Genomic DNA, 17,391 nt, shown 5'->3' with positions numbered 1-17,391 from the left:
GCAGCAAATGTACTAGGAAATAAAAGTGAAGCAGTAAGTGCGGTACCAGTAGCAGCATCGAACAGTATTAATAATAGCGGTGTAAAAGAATCGGATGTCAGAAACAATTCAGAAATTAAACTGTCTTATCGTGATATTACAAAGAAATTAGCAACTGCAGATCAAAAATATACCAATGTAACGAAAGATAATTTCCTCGATTTTTTTGTTCTTAATAGAGATGCCAGTTATGATAAAGATTCTGGTATTGTAACTCTAACGCAAAATAAACCTAATCAAGTTGGTAATTTTACACTTAAAAATAAAATTAATGTAGATTATGATTTTACATTATCCGGATCTATTAATTTAGGAACTAATTCGCATGGGGCTGATGGTATCGGGATTGCTTTCCATAATGGTAAGACAAGTGATGTGGGTGTTTCTGGAGGTAATTTAGGAATAGCTGGTTTGAAAAATGCTGTTGGGTTTAAATTAGATCCATGGTATAACAAAAGAGCCGCACCAAATCCTAACGCAGCAACGGAGTCTAATCGTTTTGGCTGGGCTCAAGATCCTATTAATGCACCTTTTGGGGATTTTGTGACAACTTCATATAAAACACCTCAAGGTGGTAATCATAATGTTTGGTGGGCAGAAACGGAACAGCATGAAGGGCAAGATGGTTATCAAGTATTAGATCGTAGCATTTATGATGGTAGATTTCATGATTTTTCTATTTATTATACTGGTAGTTCTCACATAATGACTATCAAATTAAATCAAAATGGTAATGATTTAATTTGGGAAAAAAAGATTAATGTTAATGACTTAAATAATCAATTGGCTGCTTTTATGATGTCAGGTTCTACAGGTGCTGTAACTAATTTGCAGCAATTTAAAATTAAAGAATTTAATTACATAGCAGGTCAAACGGCACATGTCTATTATATTGATAAAACAACAGGTAGTGAATTATCTGCTGATGAAGTAACAGGACAATCTGGCAGTCCTATTGAATATTCAACAGCTAAACAAATAGCTAATTATGAAAATAAAGGTTATGTTTTAAACAGTGATGAATTTATACCAGGTTCAATGTTTGATAATGATATTAGTGTTGACCAAAACTATAATGTTTATTTCGTGCATGGTGTAACGCCAGTTAATCCGGATCAGCCACAAGAACCAGGAACGCCGATTAATCCAAATGATCCAGATGGGCCAAAATGGCCAACGGGGACAGATGCCGCATCCTTACAGGCTGAAGTAGATCAAACAATTCATTATCAATACGCTGATGGCACAACGGCAGCTGCAAATAAAACAGATAGTGTTCACTTTATTCATCAAATTGAAGTGGATAAAGTCACGGGGGCAATAGTTAAGGATGATGGTTGGCAAGCAGTTAATAGCGATGATACTTTCGATAGTAAGGAATCACCAGTAATTACGGGTTACACACCAAATCAAGCACAGAGTGAAGTAGTAAGCGGTCTAGTACATGATAGTCCTAATAATGAGCAAACGATTATCTATACAGCTAATCCAGAAAAAGCGCAGGTGACGTATTTTGATGACACAACAGGTCAGATATTAAGTGAAACAGACTTGACGGGACAATATGGTGGTACGGATAACTATCGGACAAGCGGACAAATCAATGCTTACGAAAAGCAAGGATATCAGTTAATTAGTGATGACTATCCAACAAATGGTGTCGTGTATGATCAAGATGGTGTGGTAAAACAATATAACGTGCACTTCGTGCATGGTGTAACGCCAGTTAATCCGGATCAGCCACAAGAACCAGGAACGCCGATTAATCCAAATAGACCAAATAAATTAAAAGTAACAAAAGTTCCAGAAAATCTATCGCCAACAGAAAGTAAGATATTACCTCACGATAAAAGTCCGAAAATAATAGCAGCAGTTAAAGATTCTGACCAGTTAGAACTTCCACAAACAGGTATAAAGGATAGACAAGATAATACCAAGAAAAAAAATATATCATTTTTAACAGTGTTAAGTATATTATTAGGTTTATTAGGCTTTGGTAAAAAGAAAAATTTTGATGATAGAAATAATTAAAATTTTAAATTGGTAATTGAGGAAATCCCCGAAAGTTAAAGCAAAAAATTTAACTTTCGGGGTATTTTTATGAATAAAATTTCAAAACAAACGAAGCGCAAAGAAATCTATGACTATTTACACGGCATTTGTAGTATAAAGAAAATTTGTCATAAATATCATGTTGATAATAAGGAATTTCGAATGATCTTAGCTACCTATTGTACACATGGTACAGATGCCTTATTTAATCTACCAACTGTTACACCAGAATTTCGTGTTTAAGTTGCCTGATGGGCAATAAGAAATAATGCAACAATAACGGAAGTAGCAGCACATTTTGGCTGTACAGGTATTAAACAAATCGTGCATTGGAAGCAAATCTATTCACAACGGGGTCCAATGGCTTATTGGCTATACAAAAAGGAAGACTAACTAATATGCCTAGAAATCCTAAGAAGCAACTTAATGAATCTGACAATCGTTTACGACTCGAGGCACTAATTCAGATTAGTTGATATATTGAAAGTATTACCAATTTCTGAAGCAACTTATCATTATTGGAAACGACGTTTCAATCGGGCAGATAAAATCAAGCACTGAGAACAGTTATTCAGACTATCTGACAAGATAATCCATATTATGGTGTTCGTCGCGTTTATCTAATTTTAAGGAATACGGATCAGTTTTAAAAAGAATAGTCATAAGAAAGTACAACGTTTAATGCATGAAATGCACCTGGAAGGTGACGGATACCGTCGTGTATCACGGCGACATGGTTCATTAAAAGGGTCCCCAAAGGAAAGCGTGTGAAAAAGTGCTTGCATCGTAAATTTAAAATGGATTGTCAAATCAAAAGTTAGTTAGTGATGTCACTAAATTCAAGGTACCTGGTATAGGTGAAAATGTTTATTTAGAACCAATTACGGAATTGATGAAAAACGACTTCAGATTTTTAAGCCTTAATGTAGTATAATTTGCGAGTCATATCAAGTTATAGTCAAAAATGGCGTGATTTATGTCATTCAATGCTTTACTAGTTTTATTTTTGATGTTTCGTTAGCATATATTTTTAAATATAAATAGCTTATAATCACTCAAAATAATGAATAAAAAGATTTTGTAAGTGGAATAAGCGTTAGAAGAATGTGAGTAATAGGTGATTTATATTAAATAATAGCTTAGTAGTTGAAAATTTTTTTAGCTAAATAAGGGGAAATTTATGGTAGTATAAATTTGGTATAATTATGGATAATTTATACGTACTATGAAAAATAAAGGAAATGTAAAATGCCAGTATTTATTTCTAAAATTATAAATGATCGTACTTTATGGGTGACATCATTTATATTGGTGATTATGCTTTTTTTTGGATCAGTGCAATTGCAGGACATTGACTTTCAAACAATTGGTGCATTATTATCATTGATGATTTTAATAGGCTTATTTGAAAAAGAAGGATTGTTAAAATATATTGCCATAATCATTATAAAAAAATGTCAAACGACACGGCAAGTACGGCTAACAGTTTTTTTACTAGTATTTTTTGGGGCAATGCTTTTAACAAATGATGTTGCTATTCTAACGTTTATTCCAATATTTGTGGTTATTGCTCAGAAAATAAATATAAAACCCGTATTACCAATTATTTTATTAACGGTATTTGCTAACCTTGGCAGTTCGGTCACACCGTTTGGTAACCCACAAAATATTTTTCTGGCAAATTATTATCATTTGGGTGCTACACAATTTTTAAAGATGTCATTACCTTTAGGATTGATTAGTTTAATTTGTTTACTTTTAAGTGGCTACTTCTTTAAATCGGATCCATTGGAAGATTTAACTCTAACGGTGCCTGATATTCGTGTTAAGCAAACGACTTTGTTGTTAATTGGTAGTGTTATTGTACTAGCAGGTTTGCTACATTTATTACCAATTATTGTATCGTTGATTACTAGTATCATATTAACGTGTATTATTAATTATAAAAATTTTGCAACTGTCGATTACGGCATTATTATTTTGTTTATTGAATTGTTCTTAATAGTTGGTGGCTTGGGTAGAATCCCGATGGTTGTCTCATTGTTTAAAAAATTGACGATGACAGATATGGGGTCGTTTACGTCAGGTGTTGTTTTAAGCCAAATTATCAGTAATGTACCGGCTGCTGTATTGTTAAGTGCCTTTACTAATCATATGTACGCCATTTATTTAGGTGTATCCGTTGGTGGTTTAGGGACAATAATTGCTTCGTTGGCGAATTTGTTAGCTTGGCGTCAGTATCAGCAGCAGACAGATCACCAGTCATTGGCGTTCCCACTTAAGTTAATGGCTGTTAACTTAATTTTCCTGGTGATTTTTGTTTTGTTTGGTGTCGGATTATTAATGATTGCCCATTAACTAAAAAATATCCTCCGCAAATTATATGCGGGGGATATTTTTTTAGTTATTTTCTATTTAGCCGTTCGTTACAATAAAGCGTGATTGCTTGTGGCTAGGTGTAATGATTTCATCCACAATTGCCTTTGCCATTGTGTCACCAGTTGTTTGTGAGTTACCATCTTTATCGAATAACATATCATCTTCACCATAAAGAATGTTATCAGCGAGTTCGCCGGGAACGAATAGTTGACCAGGTGACATACCAACCCAGTTGACGTTCTTAACATCTTTAAGGAAGTTAAATTCGTATAATTGGTTCTCTGGGATAGCTTGCCATGATGCATTAGCAGGATCTGCCTTAATGTCGTCATAAGCATAGTGACGGTCATCACCAGTCCCAGCAAATGTACTACCAGCTCCTAAGATAAATATAACACGTGGTGCATCAGTTTCACGTAATTCAGCAACTAGGTGAGCTGCCAAGTCAGTGTGAAGATATGCTTGTTGTGGTGCCGTCGCAAAAGCGTTTACGATAACATCAAATTGTTGTAGGTCAGCCTTTGTTAGATCAAAAGCGTCCTTCTCAATTACTGCGATATCTGAACCAAGCGTCTCTTTAGCTTTGTCTGCGCTACGAACAATAGCTGTAACATCCAAACCAGCAGCGGTTGCAGCTTTGAAAGTTGCTGAACCAGCCATACCTGTTGCACCAATAATACCAACTTTAGTCATAAAAATACCTCCTGTGGGTGTTTAATTTATTTAATTACATTTTATAAGTAAATCAATAAAAAAGCAATCTTCTGAAAAAATATTAGGCAAACCATATTTAAAGGGCTAAAATGGTATATATGTAGCTAACAATTGTATTTCAAAGTTCCATAATGGCGAACAAATACGTAAAAATTAAAGAATAAGTGAGAAAAATATGCGAGCATATTTCAATTTAGATGCGCAAGAGTTTCCAGTAACAGTTGAGCATATTGGCGCAGAGTGGCATCAAGATCAAATTATTAGATACCAAGGCTTTCCACATTTTCATTGGTTACAAACGCAACGTGGTGCTGGTAATTTTTGGGTAGGCAATCAGCACTTTGTTTTACAGCCAGGTGCAGGTATTTTGGTATCACCAGGTGTACCACACAGGTATGAACCATTAAATAAAAATGAAGATTGGCAAGTTGTTTTTGTCACGTTTCAAGGCAAATTTGCAGAAGATTTTAATCAGCAAATGATGAATCGAGAGTATGTTTATATCGCACCGGAAAGAGGGGCAATATTTACGCAACAAGTTGAAGAAATCATCAAAAACTTAGATACAGAATCGGTTGATAAAGAATGGGTGTCAGCGTTGTCGTATTATTTACTACTTTCACTTGGGCATGAAGAGGCACATCAGGTTAATATTAATCATCCAGATTTTAAACAATATGTGAAGCCTGCAATGGACTATATGAATGATAATTTCACAGGTCATTTAACGATTACGGCAGTTGCTAGGTATGTAAATGTGACGCCACAATATTTAGACAGATTATTTCAAAAAATACTTAATTTAAGTCCAAAAGAATATTTACTCCAAATTAGAATTAATCATGCCAAAAAGTTACTTGTGTCACAAAAACACCTACGAGTTGTTGCAGTAGCTAGTGAGAGTGGTTTTCGTGATGCGGCATATTTTAGTCGTGTATTTAAAAGAAAGACAGGGGTGACACCGTTGAATTTTAGAAAATGGCAAACGTGATAGTTTATAAAAAAAGGGCTAATAGTCATCGAAAGTTTCGTTTTATCCTTTTTTTTGGTTAAAATTGCCCAAATATAAACTTGGAAGCGCTTTATCATTATTAATGTAAGAAATGCACGTTTATGTGCTTGGAGGAATTTTTTTATGAAACAGACAAAACAGTACTTGTCTTATGCGGCAGGAGCTTTTGGTCATGATGCATTTTACGCAACATTGAGTACATACTTTATGATGTTTGTAACAAGTCAATTATTCAATACGTCAAATGCGGGATTTAACGACAAAATGATTGGCTGGGTAACAGGTTTGATTGTTACACTTCGAATTGTTGAAATTATTTTTGATCCGGTTATCGGTGGAATCGTGGATAATACGCGTACCCGTTGGGGTAAGTTTAAACCATGGTTGGTAGTTGCAGGTTTGGTTAGTTCAGTGCTATTAATAGCAATCTTTACTGACTTTGGTGGTTTAAATGTTAGCCATCCGGTATTGTACATTGTCCTATTCGGAATTGTATTTATTACTTTGGATGCTTTTTATTCATTTAAAGACGTCGCTTTCTGGTCAATGTTACCGGCTTTGTCATTGGATAGCCGTAAGCGTGAGAAGTTTGGAACAATTGCACGTTTTGGTTCAACATTAGGACAACAAGGTGTACAAATTGTTGTTATTCCATTAGTAACATTCTTCTCATTGGCTTTTGTGGGTTCACATGCTGAAACAAAAACTGGTTGGTTCTGGTTTGCGGTTGTTATTGCTGTTATTGCTTACCTTGGTGCTTTGTTGACTGTTTGGGGAACGAAAGAAGAAGATAACATTGTTCGTCAAAACACAGAAAAAGCTGGTATTAAGGAAATCTTTACGGCCGTTGCCAAGAATGATCAATTAATGTGGCAAGCTTTGTCATATTTCTTGTTTGCATTAGCATATGTTTCAACAAACTCAATGTTATTGTATTACTTCAAGTACGTTATGGGTGCAGGTGATAAGTTCTACTTAGTTGGTATTTTTACCGCTATTGAAGGAATTGTTGCGGTGGCAATTTTCCCAACACTTTCAAAGTTCTTTTCACGTCGTACAATTTTCTTATCAGGATCAATTATTATGCTAATTGGTTACGCATTATTCCTGGTTGCGTCAAATAGTTTGCCATTAGTATTAGTTGCTATTACTTTGTTCTTCTCACCATATCCAATTTTGTTCTTGGTTGTTTTGATGACCATCACGGATTCAGTTGAATATGGACAGTGGAAGCTAGGTATTCGTAACGAATCAGTTACTTTGTCACTACGTCCCTTGATTGATAAGTTAGCCGGAGCCTTTGCAAATGGTATCGTTGGTATCGCTGCTGTTGCTGCTGGTATGACTGGTGCAGCTAAGCCCGAAGATATTACAGCTTCTGGTATGCAATCATTTAACTTATTTATGTTCTACATTCCAATTGTTTTGATTGTTATTTCAGTTATTATATACTGGTTTAAAGTAACTTTAACTGAAAAGAAACATGCTCAAATTGTCGTTGAGCTTGAACAACGTTTACATGAAGAAGAGGCGCATAAAAATTAATTAATAAATTTAGGAGTTTAAGATTATGACACTTACAAAAGAATTAGGCGAATCATTCCAACGTCGTTTTGGACACCCAGCAGAACATTTCTTCTTTTCACCAGGCCGTGTTAATTTGATTGGTGAGCACACTGACTATAATGGTGGTCATGTATTTCCAGCTGCAATTAGTGTTGGAACGTATGCCGCTGTTTCTTTACGTGATGATGATGAAATCCATGCATTCTCAGCTAACTTTAAAGACGCTGGGGTAGTAACTTTCGCAAAGGATGATTTAGATTTACGTGCATACGATAGTTGGGTTAAGTATGTTCGTGGTGTTATTAGTGAATTAGGTAAGTTAGGACATGAAGTACCTCGCGGCTTTAATTTGGCAATTGTTGGTGATATGCCTACTGCTTCTGGTTTGTCTTCATCAGCCTCATTAGAGTTGCTAATTGGTGTGATGTTAAACGATTTGTTTGATTATGGTATGGATACATTATCATTAGTAAAGCTTGGTCAAGCAGTTGAAAATGATTACTTAGGTCTTCAAACAGGAATCATGGATCAATTCGCCATTGCTTTTGGTCAAGAAAAGCAAGCTATTTTCTTAGATACAAATTCTATGGAATATGAGATGGTACCAGCGGACTTTGGTGACTACGATCTTGTTATTATGACGACTAATAAAAAGCGTGAACTCGTTGATTCAAAGTACAATGAACGTCGTGCTGAAACGCAAAAAGCCTTGGAAGAATTACAAGCTGTTACTGATATTAAAGCATTGGGTGAGTTAACTTCTGAAGAGTTTGAAAAGATTGTTGATCATATTAGCAGTCCAGTAAATCAGCGTCGTGCACGTCATGCTGTTACTGAAAATGAGCGAACAGTCTTGGCTAAGGCTGCTTTGTCAGATCACGATATGGTTCGTTTTGGTGAATTATTGACATCATCACACAATTCATTGCGTGATGATTATGAAGTGACTGGTATTGAATTAGATACATTGGTTGATGCTGCTTTGGCACAACCTGGTGTATTAGGTGCTCGTATGACCGGTGCTGGTTTTGGTGGTAGTGCTTTGGCATTAGTAGCAAAATCAGAATCAGAAAACTTTGTTGCAGCAGTTGATAAAATCTATAATGAAAAAATTGGTTACCAAGCATCATTCTTGGTTGCTGACATTGTAGATGGTACTCATGCCTTGTAGGAGGCTCAATAGTATATGAAGTCATTGAATGAAGAACAGAGCCAAGTAGTTGTAGACTTTGTTGCATGGGGCTTAGCCATGCATGCTTATTCTGAAAGAGAATTAGTATATCGGACTAATTTAGTGTTGGCACAAATTGGTGCTAATAGTTTGGTACAAGGTTTAGTTGGTAATACAGATACTAATTTAAGTGACCTTACTGATAAGTTGGTTGCTATCCAAGATGTTTCATTTGAAATGGGTTGGCAAAAAGATATTAATCGAACGCAATTATTAAATATTGTGACACCAACTCCGGATGTACTAGCTGATGAATTTGAGCGTTTGTATGCTGTTGATCCAGAACAGGCAGTTAAGTATTATTACTTTATTAGTGAATCCGTTGAAAACGTAAAAGTTAAAGATATTGCTCGTAATATTGCATTTACTCATAACTCAAAATATGGTGATATTGAAATTACGATTAACTTATCAAAACCTGAAAAAACAACAGCTGAGATTAAAGCAGCAGCTAGTGCACCTAAGTCAAGTTATCCGCCAACAGCCTTGGATTATACGAATGAAGGTTATCTAGGAACTGTAACGGCAGCGCCAAGACTAACACATCGCTTTATTCGTGATGATTTTAGTGGTGAGACTTGGGGTTGGCATTATTCACCATATGCATATTTTGAAGAACATGCTATCTTTGTTAATTTCAAACGACAAGCAATGGAGATGGGACAGCGTACGTTTACACGCTTAATGCAAATCGTCACACGTTACCCAATGTATATGGTTGGCTCAAATGCTGATTTACCAATTGTTGGTGGTTCAATTTTGTCACAGGAACATTATCAGGGAGGACGTCATGAATTCCCAATGATGAAGGCAGATGTTAAACAAACGGTGCAATTGCCTGAATATGAAGATGTGACCGTTTCTGTTTTGAATTGGCCGATGACGGCATTTAAGATTTCTTCAGAGTATGCTGCAGAAGTTGTTGCCGCTGCAGAATTCTTGCGCCGCACTTGGGAAAATTATTCTGATGAATCATTGATGATTCATGCTACAAGCGCTGAGGGTGATCGTCAACATACGGTAACACCAATTGCGCAATTTAAAGATGGGCAATATGAGTTGTACTTAGTATTGCGTGATAACGGTACTTCTTCAGAGTATCCAATGGGTATTTTCCATCCCCATGCTGATGTTCAACATATCAAACAAGAAAACATTGGTTTGATTGAGGTTATGGGGCTAGCGATTTTGCCAGCGCGTTTATTAAACGAATTGGAAAAAGTAGAAGACTACTTAGTAGATCGTGCGCCACTTGAAGAAGTAGCTGAGAGCCATCGTGATTGGGCACAAACAATTAAGAATACTCGTCAAGCAAGTCCAGCTAATGTTCATGAAATGGTTCATGAAGAAGTTGGTAAGGTGTTTGTTCATGTTCTTGAAGATGCGGGTGTTTATAAGTCTGATGAAGCAGGTCAAGCAGGATTGAATCGTTTTATCGACTATCTAACTAGCGCTAAGTAATTTTACAACATATAAATTTATGAATAAGCAGCTCGTGAAACTGACTAAAGAGTCAGATTTTCACGAGCTGTTTTATTTCACAATGACACTTTATAGCTGTAATATTTATTGCATAGAGTGGGGTTAAAGGAGGTAATATGTTTAAAAATGATGAAAAACAAAGGTTATTAAATTTTTTAGCAAAGCATCCGATGATGAACGAACAGGAAAAATCAATTATCACTAGTACAGTCAATCAGATGACTAATCAAAATCAAGACATAGAAATATTATCCTTGATCAAAACATTGCGTCAGTTATCAAGCAAGCACGGTTTATCAGATGATGGTCGCACGTTACTTACAAAATTACACCGTCGTCAATGGATTTGGGGTGTAATTGGTGTGTTGCCCTTCTTTTAATATAAAATATGAATTTGAGGGTTACTCTTATTTTTTTGAACAAAACAAGTTAAAATAAAGATATGAGACAACGAGATGAAAACAAAATAACAGCATTATCAAATGCTGCTTTAGATTTAGTCGCAGAACAAGGTATTGTTAATTTAAGTATTAATAAGATGGCAAAACGTGCCGGCGTTTCAGTTGCAACGGCTTATGTTTATTATGATAATAAAGCTGACCTATTAGGAAAGTTATTCCAACAAGTTCAAAATTTATTAATCAACGATATGATTATGCCAGATGAAGGCTTATCACTTGAAGAACAATTTGCACAAGTGTTGCAGCAGTACGCAGACCGTTTTAGAAATAATGTTAGGGAGGTTGAATTTTTAGCAGCAATGCTAGCTAATCCGCAATTTTTGCCAGCAGAATTACAAAATAGTGGGTCATTATTAAATAGTGAATTACTATCAATAATCACGCAGGCTTATCGGCAGAATAAGTTAGTGACAGGTAGTGTTGATTTAATTGTGGCACAGACAATTCAACCGATGCAGTGGTTATTACAATCACGTATCCAAAATCAATTAACGGTTTCGGATGAAGAAGTGGCTGATTTCATTATGATGGCAAAACGTGCTATTTTTAAGTAAATAATAATAAATTTAAGTTAAAGTGTATGCATTGTTAGTATTTTTCTTATATACTAGACGTAGTTGTTGATATAAGAGATAACAACACATTGAGAATTTTCGAACAGTTCCACGGGAGGAAGAAACAAAATGGCAGCATATGATTATGATGTATTATATATCGGTAGTGGACATGGTACTTTTGATGGTGCCGCTCCACTAGCAGCTAAAGGAAAGAAAGTAGCTGTTGTTGAACAAGACTTAATTGGTGGTACTTGCCCTAATCGCGGCTGCAACGCTAAAATTGTCTTAGACTCACCAGTTGCTTTGAAGCGTCATTTAGAAGAAGTACATGGAATTATTACTGGGGATGTTGATATTAACTGGGCAGCTAACCAAGAACACAAGCATGAAGTAATTGCTGGTTTGCCAGATTTTATTCAAGGTTTGTTGGATTCATCTAATGTCGATATTTTGTTTGGACGTGGCACATTAGTAGATAACCACACTGTTAAGGTAAACGGTGAGGAAAAGACTGCTGAAAATATTGTAATTTCAACTGGTTTGCAATCAAACCGTTTGGATATTCCTGGATCTGATTTAGCTCATGATTCAGAAGAATTTATGAATTTGAGTGAAATGCCTGCACGAGTAACTGTTATTGGTGCTGGTTATATTGCAATGGAATTTGCTACAATGGCTAGCGCTGCTGGTTCAGAAGTAACTGTTATTACGCACGGTGATCAAGCATTGCGTGCATACCACCAACCATATGTTGAATTGGTTATCAGTGACTTAGAATCAAAGGGTGTTAAGTTTGTTCGTGGCGTAGAAGTTGAAGCCATTGTTGGTGGTGCTAACGGACTTGTTGTACGTGGTGCTGATTTGAACATTGATACTGATTGGGTGTTGGATGCTACAGGTCGTAACCCTAATGTAGCTGACTTAGGTTTGGAAGAAGTTGGCGTTAAGTTTAACGAGAATGGTATTGAAGTTGATGATCACTTGCGCACATCAGTTGAGAATATCTACGCATCTGGTGATGTTATTGACAAGAAGGAACCAAAGTTGACACCAACTGCTATCTTTGAGTCAACGTACTTGATGCATACTTTTGCTGGTGAAACAACCGATGCAATTGACTATCCAGTTATCCCATCAGTTGTCTTTACATCACCACGTATTGCCAAGGCAGGTATTACAGTTGCAGAAGCACAAGCTAACCCAGATAAGTATACAGTAGTTGAGAACGATTTGTCTGGTGACTGGTACCGTCAAGTTGATAAGGAAACTATTGGTAAGAATACCTTGATTTTTGATCAAGATCACAAGTTAGTTGGGGCAACTGAAGTTTCAAATAAGGCTGAAGACGTTATCAACGCATTACTACCAGCTATGGAGTTCAAGTTTGGTCCTGCTGAACTGGAGCGTATGGTTTACTTGTTCCCATCAATTGCATCACAAGCTTGGGGTCAATTGTAAAATTTAAACCGTATTTATTAACAGAATTATTTAATAATGAAGCAACTAAATTCTTTACGAGTTTGGTTGCTTTTTTGTGAGAACAACTTTATTTTTAATATCTTAAATATTTACTTTTGCATATAACGAATATAATATGCGACTGTTTTTAATCTTGTTTTTGTCAAATTTGGTTGATTTTAGTCGCCGGTGGTGCTAGCTTTAAAGTTGGTAGGTTACAAATATCAAATGAATGGAAATTATTTGACTAAAATATGTTAAATAGCTAAATTTATTTGTTGCTATTAAGAGAGGGTATTTAATTATGGGAAAGAATAAGAAACCTTTTTATCAAAAAATTTGGGTATGGGTGGTATTAGTTGTAGTAGTAGGTGGTGTTGGCTATGGTAGCTATGCATTCATGGATCATAATACAACCAGTCATGCAGTAAACAAGCAATCCAAAACACCTGCAAAACAAAAATCTGAATCTACGGATAATAAGGAGTCATCAAAAGAGCAAAAAAAGGTTTCTAAAAATAAAGAGACTGATACAACTAAAAATCAACAGGACGTAGCATCATTATCTACTGTTGATAAGGAAGCACTTGCTTTATTGGGGTTACCGGACAAGTTTGTTTCTGATTATGGTGCTTTAAATGCGGATACAATCTTATCTGGTAAGTCAGAAGTAACAAGCAATGCAATTTATCAAAATCCAGATGCTAATAATGGAACAAAATTAACATCCGTAGAGTTTTCGGGTGTTAAGATTGAATCTGATGGTCCTAAAAATATTGTTAAATTAAATAATCTAGCAAATACCGTGGATAATATCTCGTATATTCAAGGATATTTTGTCATTGATGGTGATACGATTACGTATAAAAATCAAGGTACTCGAGTAAGTGGTGCGCAACAATTAGGGACACAAAGTTTGAAAGCTTTATTTAAGCAATATAAAAATGATCCTAAGTTTGAAAATATCAAAAAGCTAATTACGGATAATACGGTTGATAGTATTCATAATGGTTCAGATAGCGAAACAGTAGCGACAGATGATAGTGCTAAAGCGATGAATGTTGAACAAATGAAACAAGGTGATTTTAGTTCAATTGCGGGCACATGGCAAAGGCCTGATGGTGAAACTATGTCAATAAACGCTGACGGTACGTTAACAACTTCTGATTCATCAGTAACTAAAAAAATTGATACTAGTCATGCAACAGATGATAATGGTAGTACGAAATTTTCAGTGAAAGAGTATCCTGATACATCGGTGACGGGTGGCGCAATGTTTGTTGTTATGTCAGCTAATACCGCTTTTGAAGGAATCACGCCTAAGGCAGAGGACTCTATTCTTATGGGGCAAAATAACATGGATGAATTAGTTTACACACGAGTTAAGTAAAAAATTGATTTGATGAAAAATACGCCGAAAGTTGGAATTTTGGCGTATTTTTTGTGGTTCAGATTGAATGGACATTGATTTTATTGGTAGATAGTGATAATTTAAATATCAGTGGTTCGTAACCATCCCACTCAAAAAAACTAGGAGTAGAAAACATGAATTCTAAAAGTTCTCAAGTTAGTTCAGCTAGAAATATTGCGATTACAGGTGTGATTGCTGCTTTGTACGTTGTTGCAACGGTTGCATTGCCATTTGCATCATACGGGCCGGTTCAATTACGATTTTCTGAAGCGTTCAATCATTTAGCCGTATTTAATAAACGCTATATATTAGCAATCACTGTAGGTGTCTTTATTGCTAATATTTGGTCACCATATGGTATTGTTGATATGATTGTTGGTACTTTACAAACATTTTTGATGTTATCAATTTCTTATATATTGGCTAAAAGAGTTAAAAGCGTGATTACCCGTTTAGCCATCAGTACGGTGGTTGATTCGTTGATGATGTGGATCATTGCTGCAGAGTTGTATTACATGGCAAAAGTACCATTTTGGGCAACTTATGCTTGGACGGCTTTGGGTGAATTTGTGGCACTAATTATTGGTGCAATCATTGTTTACATTATTAGTCGAACAATTAACTTAGAAAAATAGTTAAAACTAAGGTAGAGTAGCTTTGGTTAAATTAAAACACGTCAGAAAAAATTTTTCTGACGTGTTTTTGTATACGTTTAATTACTGTTCATTTCTAAAATGGCATCGAATACTGATTGTGGTAATTCAATGTTGCTCTTTTTAAGACCTTGACGGCGCATTTGTTGTTGCTTTTTAGATACTTTAGTACCAGACGCTTGAGCTTTACGCAATGGTGGTACATCGGCACGCGCAACGGCACGTCCTTCGATAATTGCTTGAACAGGCATTGCTTGCAGTTTACGTGGAATCAAATCTTTTAGTTTATCAACTAATTCGATTCCCATACGTGTTGCTTTTAAACGATGCGTAACAAATGTTAAAGCATCAATTTTGGCATAATCAATGGCAATATCAATACGTACTAAATCAGAAAATTGATATTTATCAAAGGTAGTCGAAAGGGTTGCAAACCCGTGTGATACGGACTTTAATTCATTAAAGAAATCATAAGCAATTTCAGAAATTGGCATGCGATAGGTTACTAACAACATGGCACCAATTGTTTCCAAATCAACTAATTCACCACGACGACTTTCAGCTAAGCGCATGACATCATTCAACATTTCATTTGGCATGGTCATTTTGGCTAACATATAAGGCTCTTGTACTTCAATGATTTGGCCATAATCAGGGAATTGCGTTGGGTTTTCGACATAGATTGGCTCATCTTCATTTTTAACCGTTACACGATAAGTAGAATTAGGCATGGTTGTTAAAACGTCTAACCCAAATTCTTGTTGTAAACGTTCACGAATAATTTGTAGATGGAAAATACCTAAAAAGCCACCACGGAATCCCATCCCCAGAGCTTCAGATTGCTCAGGTTCATATTTAAAGGCGGCATCGTTTAATGCTAACTTTTCAATACCAACTTTTAAATCTTTAAATTCACTGCCACGTGGATATAGACCAGCATAAACCATTGGTTCAACATCTTGGTAACCTGGTAAAGCTTGGGCAACTGGATGTTTGGCAAGGGTAATAGTATCACCAACTTTAACAGCCTCTGGATCTTTAATACCAGTCACGATAAAACCAACGTCACCGGCTTTAAGTTCTTTAACTGGTGTCATTAATGGGGCAAAAACACCCATTTCTTTAATACCAGACTTAACTTGATTTGCCATGAACAAGATTTGATCGTTATTTTTTAATGTACCGTCAACTAAGCGGGCTTGGACGATAACGCCTTTATAAGGGTCAAATTTTGAATCAAATACTAATGCTTGTAAATCGGCTTGTTCATCACCAGTTGGCGCTGGAATTTGATCACGAATTGCAGTTAGAACATCCGAAACATTTAAACCACTTTTAGCTGAAATTTTTAAAATACGGTCGGGTGTAAATGATTCATCTAAATCACCTAATTGTGTGATGGTATTTTCAACTTCGGCAGCTGCCGTATCAATTTTATTAACAATTGGAATAATTACCAAGTTAGCTTCTTTAGCCAATCGATAATTGGCAACGGTTTGTGCTTGTACACCTTTGGTTGCATCAACTAATAGTAGGACACCGTCAGTTGCTGACAAACTACGTGAAACTTCATAATTAAAATCAACGTGACCAGGGGTGTCGATTAAATTGTATTGATATTCATCACCGTGCTCATCGATGTAGTAATTACGAACAGTACGTGATTTAACAGTGACACCGTGTGCTTTTTCAACGCTCAAATCATCTAGTAATTGATCTTGAGCTTCGCGTTCAGAAATCGTGTTAGTCATTTCCATAATACGGTCAGCTAGGGTTGATTTACCATGATCAATATGAGCGACAATCGCAAAATTGCGAATATATTTTTGACGTGTAGACATTTTAACTCCTTAAATGTGTTGTGCTCATATTATACCATTTTCACGAAATGACAATGATTAGCATTTTATTGTTAGTTAATATCCGAATTATTTGTAGACAAAATTGCTTAAAATAGTTGTTGTTTGTTAAAAAACGAATAAAAAATATAAACAATGATAAAAAGTTTGCTTTATTTTGATTGATAAACATGTTACCATGTGTTCATAGGAGTTGTTGTTGATATTTTTTAGCCTACTGATGGGGAGGAAAAGAACAATGGATTTCGCAACTGGTGAAATGGGACCTAGTCGTTTGCATTATAGTTTTGAAAAATCTAATGTTGCTAATGTTATTGTCGAGGGGACAAAGACTGATAGACGACCACAAATTAATGATAAGTTGATTGAACACTTTCATGATTTATGTGAACGCCATCCAACATGGACTTTTGGTCAAATTGCTAGTGGTTTACATGTGGATGCAGCGACGTTACGACAAATTGAAGTTGTAACAAATAGTCGTTTGCGTTCAGCTAAAGTACGTTAAATTTAAGTT

14 protein-coding genes and 1 riboswitch are annotated in these 17,391 nt (G+C 35.7%); of the genes, 12 read left to right on the top strand and 2 right to left on the bottom strand.

Annotation, left to right across the window (positions count from 1 at the left end; genetic code table 11):
- Together GA0061074_RS01305 and GA0061074_RS01295 are read left to right on the top strand one after the other, a co-directional pair.
- On the top strand, positions 1-2,070 hold a 2,070-nt coding region (locus GA0061074_RS01305), incomplete at its 5' end, for a lectin-like domain-containing protein (protein ID WP_425274158.1).
- Between the two features lie 1,269 nt (positions 2,071-3,339).
- A complete protein-coding gene (locus GA0061074_RS01295; protein WP_092461302.1) occupies positions 3,340-4,449 on the top strand; it encodes an SLC13 family permease in 1,110 nt (369 codons plus the stop codon).
- A 57-nt stretch (positions 4,450-4,506) separates the two neighbouring features.
- On the opposite strand, the gene GA0061074_RS01290 is transcribed toward GA0061074_RS01295, so the two are convergent.
- Entirely contained in the window at positions 4,507-5,163 is a 657-nt protein-coding gene (locus tag GA0061074_RS01290; protein ID WP_092461301.1) for an NAD(P)H-binding protein, read from the bottom strand.
- A gap of 196 nt (positions 5,164-5,359) precedes the next feature.
- Between GA0061074_RS01290 and GA0061074_RS01285 the strand changes: the two genes are divergently transcribed.
- The 9 genes from GA0061074_RS01285 to GA0061074_RS01245 all read left to right on the top strand — a co-directional run bounded on the left by GA0061074_RS01285 (position 5,360) and on the right by GA0061074_RS01245 (position 14,997).
- On the top strand, positions 5,360-6,175 hold the full coding sequence (locus GA0061074_RS01285) for an AraC family transcriptional regulator (protein ID WP_092461300.1): 816 nt from the start codon (positions 5,360-5,362) through the stop codon (positions 6,173-6,175).
- A gap of 144 nt (positions 6,176-6,319) precedes the next feature.
- Positions 6,320-7,741: a glycoside-pentoside-hexuronide (GPH):cation symporter gene (locus GA0061074_RS01280; protein ID WP_092461299.1), complete on the top strand. Its 1,422-nt coding sequence runs from the start codon at positions 6,320-6,322 to the stop codon at positions 7,739-7,741.
- A 25-nt stretch (positions 7,742-7,766) separates the two neighbouring features.
- Positions 7,767-8,933, top strand: a complete 1,167-nt coding sequence (locus GA0061074_RS01275) for a galactokinase (protein ID WP_092461298.1) — start codon at positions 7,767-7,769, stop codon at positions 8,931-8,933.
- 15 nt (positions 8,934-8,948) lie between these two features.
- Entirely contained in the window at positions 8,949-10,454 is a 1,506-nt protein-coding gene (locus GA0061074_RS01270; protein ID WP_092461297.1) for a UDP-glucose--hexose-1-phosphate uridylyltransferase, read from the top strand.
- A gap of 137 nt (positions 10,455-10,591) precedes the next feature.
- Positions 10,592-10,855 (top strand): hypothetical protein, encoded by a 264-nt coding sequence (locus GA0061074_RS01265; protein ID WP_092461296.1) that lies wholly within the window; start codon positions 10,592-10,594, stop codon positions 10,853-10,855.
- A gap of 62 nt (positions 10,856-10,917) precedes the next feature.
- The gene (locus GA0061074_RS01260; RefSeq protein WP_092461295.1) at positions 10,918-11,490 is read left to right on the top strand and encodes a TetR/AcrR family transcriptional regulator; all 573 of its coding nucleotides are present in this window, start codon (positions 10,918-10,920) and stop codon (positions 11,488-11,490) included.
- A gap of 129 nt (positions 11,491-11,619) precedes the next feature.
- Positions 11,620-12,951: a dihydrolipoyl dehydrogenase family protein gene (locus GA0061074_RS01255; RefSeq protein WP_092461294.1), complete on the top strand. Its 1,332-nt coding sequence runs from the start codon at positions 11,620-11,622 to the stop codon at positions 12,949-12,951.
- 304 nt (positions 12,952-13,255) lie between these two features.
- Positions 13,256-14,341, top strand: a complete 1,086-nt coding sequence (locus tag GA0061074_RS01250; RefSeq protein ID WP_092461293.1) for a DUF6287 domain-containing protein — start codon at positions 13,256-13,258, stop codon at positions 14,339-14,341.
- Between the two features lie 105 nt (positions 14,342-14,446).
- Positions 14,447-14,491: riboswitch (PreQ1 riboswitch) on the top strand.
- 5 nt (positions 14,492-14,496) lie between these two features.
- On the top strand, positions 14,497-14,997 hold the full coding sequence (locus GA0061074_RS01245; RefSeq protein ID WP_092461292.1) for a QueT transporter family protein: 501 nt from the start codon (positions 14,497-14,499) through the stop codon (positions 14,995-14,997).
- A gap of 77 nt (positions 14,998-15,074) precedes the next feature.
- On the opposite strand, the gene lepA is transcribed toward GA0061074_RS01245, so the two are convergent.
- Entirely contained in the window at positions 15,075-16,856 is a 1,782-nt protein-coding gene (gene lepA / locus GA0061074_RS01240) for a translation elongation factor 4 (RefSeq protein WP_092461291.1), read from the bottom strand.
- Between the two features lie 256 nt (positions 16,857-17,112).
- On the opposite strand from lepA, the gene GA0061074_RS01235 reads away from it, so the two are divergent.
- The gene (locus GA0061074_RS01235) at positions 17,113-17,382 is read left to right on the top strand and encodes a hypothetical protein (protein WP_092461290.1); all 270 of its coding nucleotides are present in this window, start codon (positions 17,113-17,115) and stop codon (positions 17,380-17,382) included.
- Positions 17,383-17,391 lie beyond the last annotated feature (9 nt).

Source organism: Weissella bombi (assembly GCF_900094835.1).
Lineage (GTDB): Bacteria > Bacillota > Bacilli > Lactobacillales > Lactobacillaceae > Weissella > Weissella bombi.
The sequence above is the reverse complement of the archived record's forward strand: the minus strand, read 5'-3'. Positions and strand labels throughout refer to the sequence as shown.